The 7,636-nt window shown below is 44.7% G+C and carries 8 protein-coding genes; 5 read left to right on the top strand and 3 right to left on the bottom strand.

Annotated elements, in window-relative coordinates:
* Positions 1-388 precede the first annotated feature (388 nt).
* A complete protein-coding gene (locus F6J94_RS09050; RefSeq protein WP_075901668.1) occupies positions 389-1,903 on the top strand; it encodes an AAA family ATPase in 1,515 nt (504 codons plus the stop codon).
* 38 nt (positions 1,904-1,941) lie between these two features.
* On the opposite strand, the gene F6J94_RS09045 is transcribed toward F6J94_RS09050, so the two are convergent.
* Positions 1,942-2,091 (bottom strand): hypothetical protein, encoded by a 150-nt coding sequence (locus tag F6J94_RS09045; protein WP_293039222.1) that lies wholly within the window; start codon positions 2,089-2,091, stop codon positions 1,942-1,944.
* A 53-nt stretch (positions 2,092-2,144) separates the two neighbouring features.
* Between F6J94_RS09045 and F6J94_RS09040 the strand changes: the two genes are divergently transcribed.
* The 3 genes from F6J94_RS09040 to F6J94_RS09030 all read left to right on the top strand — a co-directional run bounded on the left by F6J94_RS09040 (position 2,145) and on the right by F6J94_RS09030 (position 3,243).
* The gene (locus F6J94_RS09040) at positions 2,145-2,384 is read left to right on the top strand and encodes a hypothetical protein (protein ID WP_293039219.1); all 240 of its coding nucleotides are present in this window, start codon (positions 2,145-2,147) and stop codon (positions 2,382-2,384) included.
* A gap of 9 nt (positions 2,385-2,393) precedes the next feature.
* Positions 2,394-2,861: an SH3 domain-containing protein gene (locus tag F6J94_RS09035; RefSeq protein ID WP_293017278.1), complete on the top strand. Its 468-nt coding sequence runs from the start codon at positions 2,394-2,396 to the stop codon at positions 2,859-2,861.
* A 205-nt stretch (positions 2,862-3,066) separates the two neighbouring features.
* Entirely contained in the window at positions 3,067-3,243 is a 177-nt protein-coding gene (locus F6J94_RS09030) for a hypothetical protein (RefSeq protein WP_009148761.1), read from the top strand.
* Between the two features lie 49 nt (positions 3,244-3,292).
* Here F6J94_RS09030 and F6J94_RS09025 read toward each other — a convergent pair whose 3' ends face one another.
* Entirely contained in the window at positions 3,293-4,171 is an 879-nt protein-coding gene (locus F6J94_RS09025; protein WP_293039216.1) for an SH3 domain-containing protein, read from the bottom strand.
* A 183-nt stretch (positions 4,172-4,354) separates the two neighbouring features.
* Here F6J94_RS09025 and F6J94_RS09020 point away from each other — a divergent pair, with 183 nt between their 5' ends.
* Positions 4,355-5,542, top strand: a complete 1,188-nt coding sequence (locus F6J94_RS09020) for a peptidoglycan-binding protein (protein ID WP_293039213.1) — start codon at positions 4,355-4,357, stop codon at positions 5,540-5,542.
* 208 nt (positions 5,543-5,750) lie between these two features.
* Here F6J94_RS09020 and sigC read toward each other — a convergent pair whose 3' ends face one another.
* Positions 5,751-7,001 carry an RNA polymerase sigma factor SigC gene (gene sigC, locus F6J94_RS09015; RefSeq protein WP_293017275.1) on the bottom strand — a complete coding sequence of 417 codons (1,251 nt, stop codon included), beginning with the start codon at positions 6,999-7,001 and terminating at the stop codon, positions 5,751-5,753.
* Between the last annotated feature and the right edge of the window lie 635 nt (positions 7,002-7,636).

Raw genomic sequence — 7,636 nt, 5'->3', positions numbered from 1 at the left:
TTAAGGTTTAAATATTTATTTATAGCATTAACTTTTTGAGTAATTGGCTCTTATATAGGAATTCTATATCCCATAAGGTATAAATTGATCCCCCTAAATCCCCCTTAATAAGGGGGACTTTGAGGTGGCAAAGCTTACCTCATAACTGCGAGAAACGCTATATAAAAATCCATGTAGGAATTGTCATAATTTTTGATGGCATATTCCCGTCTTAATGCAGTCGCTCATGGGGGAAACCACGGCAAAGCACGACTGGGGGAAACCCCCTTTGGCCGCTTAGGTGCGCTTGACCCGTAATTTAATTCGCCACGGGTTCCTACTCCCTGCTCCCTACTCCCTGCTCCCTACTCCCTGTTCCCTATTCCCTGTTCCCTGTTCCCTTTGCTATATGAATTTCAATGACGAGTTTGAGCTTCTGCTACGTGCTCGCTATCCTTTGTTATATATTCCCACTCTAGAAGAAGAGCGAGTAGAAACAGCGATCAAGCAATCCGCTAAACGTTTGGGTAATCGTGGTGTCTATATCTGGGATTTTGTAGATGGTTACCAGGGAAACCCTAATGATATCGGCTTTGGACGCCGCAATCCCTTACAAGCTTTAGAATTTGTAGATAAAATTGGCGAAAGTGCTGCTGCCATCTTTGTATTAAGAGATTTTCACCGATTCTTAGAAGATGTATCAGTTGCTCGTAAACTCAGAAATCTGGCACGTACCCTCAAATCCCAGCCTAAGAATATAGTTATCGTTACTCCCCAAGTGTCGGTTCCCTCAGATTTAACCGAAGTGCTGACAGTGCTGGAATTCCCCTTACCAACGGCATCGGAAATTAAAGCTGAGGTGAAACGTTTGTTGGGGGCAACGGGTCAAAATCTGACTGAAAAAATCATTGATGAGCTGGTGCGCTCGGCTCTTGGTCTTTCCTTAGAAAGAATTCGTCGGGTCCTAGCTCGTGGGATTGCCTCTAATAATGCCATCCAACCTTCAGATGTGGAACTAATTTTAGAAGAAAAGCGTCAATCCATTAGGCAAACCCAGATCCTAGAGTTCTACCCAACCCAAGAAAAAATTTCCGACATCGGTGGCTTAGACAACCTCAAAGACTGGCTACTGCGACGAGGTGGAGCATTTACAGAACAGGCCCGACAATACGGCTTACCCCATCCTCGTGGTTTACTATTAGTGGGGATTCAAGGAACTGGGAAATCGTTAACTGCAAAAGCGATCGCAAACCACTGGCACCTACCCCTGCTACGTTTAGATGTCGGTCGTCTATTTGGTGGCTTAGTAGGGGAATCAGAATCCCGTACTCGGCAGATGATTCAGCTAGCCGAAGCTCTCGCTCCCTGCATCCTCTGGATTGATGAAATTGACAAAGCCTTCTCTGGTCTATCCTCTAAAGGGGATGCAGGCACAACCAGTCGTGTCTTTGGTACCTTTATTAGCTGGTTAGCTGAGAAGAAATCCCCAGTATTTGTGGTAGCTACTGCCAACAATATCCAAGCCTTACCCCCAGAAATGCTCCGCAAGGGTCGATTTGACGAAATCTTTTTTGTTGGTTTGCCCAACCAGGAAGAACGTCGTGCTATTTTCGATCTACACCTATCCCGGCTGCGACCTCATAATCTTAAGAGTTACGCTTTAGACCGATTAGCCTACGAAACCCCTGATTTTTCTGGGGCAGAAATTGAGCAGACCCTGATCGAAGCCATGCACATCGGCTTTAGCCAAAACCGAGACTTCACTACAGATGATATTCTCGAAGCCGCTAGCCAAATTATCCCCTTAGCACGGACAGCCCAAGAGCAAATCCAATTCTTACAGGATTGGGCAGCTGCCGGAAAAGCTCGTATGGCTTCTCGCAATACTCCCTTAAATGATCGCATTCAGCGCCAACTCCAGTAATTAATTATATATAGCAGTTCTCAATTGGGTCAGAGACTTCATCCTGGGTTAATTGGAGTCGGGAGTCGGGAGTAGGGAGTAGGGAGTAGGGAGTAGGGAGTAGGGAGTAGGGAGTAGGGAGTAGGGAGTAGGGCTAATACAATTGACTTGACCTGATAAGTATGATCGACGCTATCGATTAATGTCAACTAGATTAATTGAGAATTTTATCATTAACTGTTGCTAGAACAATCTGTTAACCTTGGCCAATAGGCCACGCTACGCGTTCAACCTGTTAACCTTGGCCAAAAGGCCACGCTACGCGAACAACCTTCAACCTTCAACCTTCAACCTGTTAACCTTGGCCAAAAGGCCACGCTACGCGAACAACCTGTTAACCTTGGCCAAAAGGCCACGCTACGCGAACAACCTTTCAACCTTCAACCTAACCACCTCCAACCTTAAACTTTTCAACCTTTCAACCTTCAACCTTTATCTTTAATAGCTTCCCATGAGTCTGTCCAAGATAGCTCAGTTTATCATTGGTTTTATTCTCGGCATTGCCATCTTAACAGGTGCTGCTGTTGGTACAGTATATTACTTCTTTACTAAACTAGCAGCTGAGCCTGAAAAACCTGTCTTTGCTGAGGAGCGACCCAAGACCTCACCATCACCAAAAGCTCAGCCCACCAGTTCATCTGGGGAGTCTAAACCAGCAACTACTCCCAAACCCATTCCTAGTCCTAGTCCTTTACCAAAACTAGAACCGGGTGCTTATCGAGCCAGTGTTACCTGGCCACAGGGGTTGATTCTGAGGGACTCCCCTAGCCTGAACGCTCAACGCATTGGTGGTATTGGCTACAATCAGACCCTGATCATCCTCGGATACAGTGATGATAAGCGATGGCAGAGAGTACGCTTGCCTGGTAGTGACCAAAAAGGTTGGGTTAAAGCAGGTAATGTCAAAAAAATAGACTAATCAATAGATTAATAGTTTGGAGCAACAGTCCACACTTAACAAGTCTGGTTATTGTTAAGAAAATTAGCTAAATATTAATCTTGATTGCGATATTGCCGATCTAGCTTTAACGCCAGAATCCAGAATGATAAGGTTATGAAACTAACTTTTAACACCACCAAAAAAGTTAAATTTCTACCTAACTGAATTTCTGGCTAACAGGTTTATGTACAATAAAAATACAAATAAAGATCTTTTGGGTGCTGCTGTGACTGCTGCTTTGGGTGCAGGGATTGTCACTTCCTTTGCTGTCAGCCAAGGTCAACACCCAATGATTGCTATAGGAATTACTGCTATGGCTGGCTTAGTTGGTGCCTTGTTACATCAGGCTGACTTGGTATAAATAAAAGTCCTATAATAAGTAATTAACAACTTGCTAATTCAGTAGTGGGCTAATTGGAACAAACCACAAGATTCTGATCACCGTTACGAGGAAACCCGTTAGACATCCATCCATTAACAGGATACGTTATTCTTGCCCACTCGCGCCCTCGGAAGTCCTTAACAAATTGCTCTTGAGGCGGACGGTTGACCAGTGTTACTTCCACTCCATAGGAGACAAGACCCAGTCGGGAAGAGTTAATATCCGGTTGTCTACGGACAGCTATACCATCATTACCTTTATATATAACTTCGCGACAGAGAGATTGTCTTTGATTAGTGCTTACTCTTAATGTCTGCTGACAGAACTTGAGATCTTTAGCTCGGACAAATCCAGGAACGGGGGAGTTGATCGCTATCCAACCATTTTTCCTAACCTTGTTTTCGGCCAGAATAACTTCTTCATCAGGCTCTAAGGTTCTGATTGGTTCGATTGATGGCTGTTTGTAGATAAACATTGACTTAGCAGCTTGGCGGCAGAGAGATTGTGTTTGAGTAGGGCGTACTCCTCCTGTCCCCGGACAGAACTTCAGATCTTGGGCTTGGACAAATCCATTAATGGGGAATTTGATCGCGATCCAACCATCTTTGCTAACCTTGTTTTCGGCCAGAATAACTTGTTCATTAAGGTCTAAGGTTCTAATTGGGTTAGAGGTTGATCGCTGTTTGTAGATAAACATTGACTCAGCAGCGGCGCGACATTCACCCATCAATTCCTGAGCCAGTTGAAATTTCCCTTGAGTCTGGGCTTGGGTTGGTGTTGCCGATGGTATGGTGTTGGCGGAATTGGTGCTGGGAATTACGGTAGCCCTAGCGTCTACTCCCCCTAAACTGCTCAAAACTAAAGCTAGCAGGGGGAAAAACGTACTCCAGTGACGAATAGTGGTCATGAGTTAAAACTATTGCGTTATGGTAAAAGAGGAGAATTGCTCTGTTTTGGTAAGAGTCTTGCTCTATAACTACATGCTTTACTATCGGATTACGTAAAATTTCTGAGATTCTCTTGTCCGAAACATTACCAATGGTCTACTGTGATTTGTTAAACTAACGGTAACAGTTTCCTTGGAAGAATCATGGAGACCCTTGCCTATCTTCATCTTGCCTTAAGCGAAGAAGAACTTGCAGATACTCCTGCGGTTTTGACGGAGTCGAATCAAACATTTTTTCAGTGGCTGAAGGAGTATAAGCTAGTTACTCACCATCGGATTTATTTACTGTTGCTAGTTGCCACACTTAGCATTGTGGGGATGGCAGAAGAAGCCCTAGCCCAAAGGGTGCTGCGGGAAGGTCGTAGGGGAGCCGATGTAACAGAGGTTCAGCGTCGTTTACGAGAACTTGGGTATTTCAATCGGCAACCAACTGGCTATTTTGGTTCAATTACTAAAAATGCTGTGATTCGGTTCCAACGAGACAAGGGGCTTCCTGCTGATGGGGAAGTCGGACCACGAACCAGAGCAACACTCTTTCCATCGCAAACCAGAGTAGCACCATCCCGTAGGAATCTTAATCAATCTGGACTCAGACGAGGGTCTCGTGGATCAGCTGTTACTAAACTTCAGCAACAGTTGGCAGATCTGGGGTATTTCAATGCCAACCCAACCGGCTACTTTGGTCTGGCCACAGAAAAATCAGTGATTCGATTTCAAAGATACTATGGTCTCAGGGCCGATGGGGTTGTGGGATCACAAACTAGAACAGCACTATCTAATGCATTATTTACTCAACAAGAATCGTTTGGATTCCTGCCTGGGGAGATGCCTCTTCCTCCTGCTGACTTTAGCAGTGAAGAACCGATAGCATTTGGTACTCCTATCCGTAGCAGTGAACTACGACCAGGCGATCGCGGTCCAGAGGTAAAACGGCTTCAGCAAGCGTTGAGATCTCGGGGGTTTAATCCCGGTCCGGTTGATGGGAGATATGGCGAACAAACTGAGGATGCAGTGTTTAAATTTCAGATACGTAATAATAATCTACTTCCAACCGGGATAGCTGATTTACAAACCCTGCAAGCATTGGGATTTATTGATATAAATCCTGAAACTGAGAAGAATCGCTATGTGGTGGTGATCCCGATTCATAATGATAAAGTACTAAATCAGATCAAGCTAAGTAGTGGAATTATATCAGACGATGATATTATATCTGAGGACAATCGAGGCCGTTATTTTAATGCTGGAGCCTTTTCTAGCCGTAGTGAGGCCGAAAGTCTTTCCTATGAATTGCGATCGCAAGGATTTGATGCCCGGGTAGCCTATTTTTAAGTCAGCTCAAGTCCACTAACAAAGAAATAGATCGGGGTGCTCCCTCAGGTATTTAACCTCAGGTATTTATAAATTCAAGAAATTTTCAATAACTAGAACTCTAGGACAAGGGATAGCTAGGGTGATAGCTAGGATAGGATTGGCAAGAAGCCCACACTTCCCTAATAGGTAAGTTAATAGGTAAGTGTGGGAATATGTCACCAAGGGATTAGCTCAAAGCTTCCAGATAATCCCGAACTCGGTTACGGCGCTTGGGTTGCCGCAACTTTTGTAAAGCCTTAGCTTCAATTTGGCGTACCCGCTCCCGAGATAAATCCAAAGCGCGACCAATCTCAGCTAGAGAGTAAGGTTGGTTATCTCCCAAGCCGAACCGCATCCGAATCACATCCCGTTCACGGTTGGTTAGATCCGCTAGGAGTTGCTGTAAATCCCGTTGTAAGGCTTCTCGCATCAACACTTCTTCTGGAGAGGTTTCCTCAGTTTCGAGTAAATCTCCCAGTTCGGTGTCTCGTTCCTTACCAACTTTAATTTCCAAAGAAACAGAGCGAGGTACTCGTAGTAATACTTCTCGTACCTGAGCCGGAGTCATCTCTAATTCCACAGCAATATCATCAATGGTTGCTGTGCGGCCACGTTCCTGGGAAATCTTCCGTTGGGCTTTTTTGATTTTATTGAGCTTTTCAGTAATGTGAACTGGCAGGCGAATAGTACGGCTTTGAGTAGCGATCGCTCTGGTGATTCCTTGACGGATCCACCAGTAAGCATAGGTGCTAAATCGGTAGCCTTTGGTCGGGTCAAATTTCTCAACCGCTCGCTCTAATCCCAGAGTTCCTTCCTGAATTAAGTCTAGAAGTTCCAAGCCACGGTTTTGATACTTTTTCGCTACTGACACTACCAGACGTAGGTTAGCTTTGATCATGTGTTCCTTAGCTTGGAGCCCTTCAGCTTGTACCTGCTCTAGCTCTTTGAATGTCAGTTCGGCTAACTCTGCCCAACGCAGTTTTCCAGCTGACATACTCGGCTTAAGTTGAGAAACGTCAATTCCTGCAGCCGTTGCCCACCGTTCCAAGGAAGGACGGTGACCTAACTGGGACGCTAGACGATCATGGGTTTCAATCAGGTGGACAAAGCGCTCCATGACTTTATCTTCGGATATAGCCGACTTATTGCGCAGCCGTAGTAGTTTCATGTAGCGCTGAACTTTTTGAGCTTCCGAGACTTCCTCATCTCGCCTCAGTAGACGAACCCGACCAATTTCCTGGAGATATAACCGAACTAGGTCGGTGGTGCGACGGGTGCTATTTTTAGTTAAGCTAGCCGCGTCTGCACCCTCAATCTCCACATCAACTAAGTCATCCACTGATCCTTCCCCATCGTCCCTTGGGCCATTAAGCTCAAAGCTATAGGCAGAAGTCTCGTGATCTAATTCTGTGTCGGCATAGAAAGGAGTGGCTGGCATAATGATCTCTCGATTACAACCAGTGACAACACGGAATTGTGTTTGTCACACTTAGTACTAGAATTCCCACCCATGATGACCGGAGAAACAGTTACTAAAATAAATTTTTTCCGGCAAGACTTACCGGTTATCCCTGGTAGCCCTTATTAGTATCCGTAGCTAACGGTTCACCCGATGTCTCCACCCAACCTTGCCCGTAAGGGCTGAAGGTTTATAGATGGCAAAAGGAACGGGATTTCCTGATTTAAGCTATTGATTTGAGCTATTTTAGAAGTAACTCTATAGGTAAATAGAGACCTTGGTCAAAAGCTGTATTAATCTACAGTGGGCATCATGGCGATTCCAGAAATATTCTCGCTAATTCAAGAAAAAATTTTATTTATGGGTATCAGGGACTAAGCAGTAGGCAAGCTACTTGCGGATATCCTCTGCTCGAATGGGTTTGAAGAAACAACGAACTTATGAATAAGTGCATACACCTAGTTCAAAATTGCCAAATTATTGCCGAATTACCAGAGTTATGAAATATTATTGCCACCCAGCTATGTGGCCAGATTGGCAATGATATTACAAAACTTTATAAAACCTTACAAAAGATTACAATCTATTGATCCAGTCGCTTCAGCTCAAGCAGT

Origin of the sequence: Moorena sp. SIO1F2, assembly GCF_010672755.1 — a bacterium.
Classification (GTDB): Bacteria; Cyanobacteriota; Cyanobacteriia; order Cyanobacteriales; family Coleofasciculaceae; genus Moorena.
Note: the sequence above shows the minus strand (reverse complement) of the source record. Positions and strands in the feature narration are given on the sequence as shown.

Coding starts and splice junctions, on each gene's coding strand:
- F6J94_RS09050 (WP_075901668.1), top strand. CDS start 389: ATGAATTTCAATGACGAGTTTGAGCTTCTGCTACGTGCTCGCTATCCT.
- F6J94_RS09030 (WP_009148761.1), top strand. CDS start 3,067: ATGTACAATAAAAATACAAATAAAGATCTTTTGGGTGCTGCTGTGACT.
- F6J94_RS09020 (WP_293039213.1), top strand. CDS start 4,355: ATGGAGACCCTTGCCTATCTTCATCTTGCCTTAAGCGAAGAAGAACTT.
- F6J94_RS09035 (WP_293017278.1), top strand. CDS start 2,394: ATGAGTCTGTCCAAGATAGCTCAGTTTATCATTGGTTTTATTCTCGGC.
- sigC (WP_293017275.1), bottom strand. CDS start 7,001: ATGCCAGCCACTCCTTTCTATGCCGACACAGAATTAGATCACGAGACT.
- F6J94_RS09025 (WP_293039216.1), bottom strand. CDS start 4,171: ATGACCACTATTCGTCACTGGAGTACGTTTTTCCCCCTGCTAGCTTTA.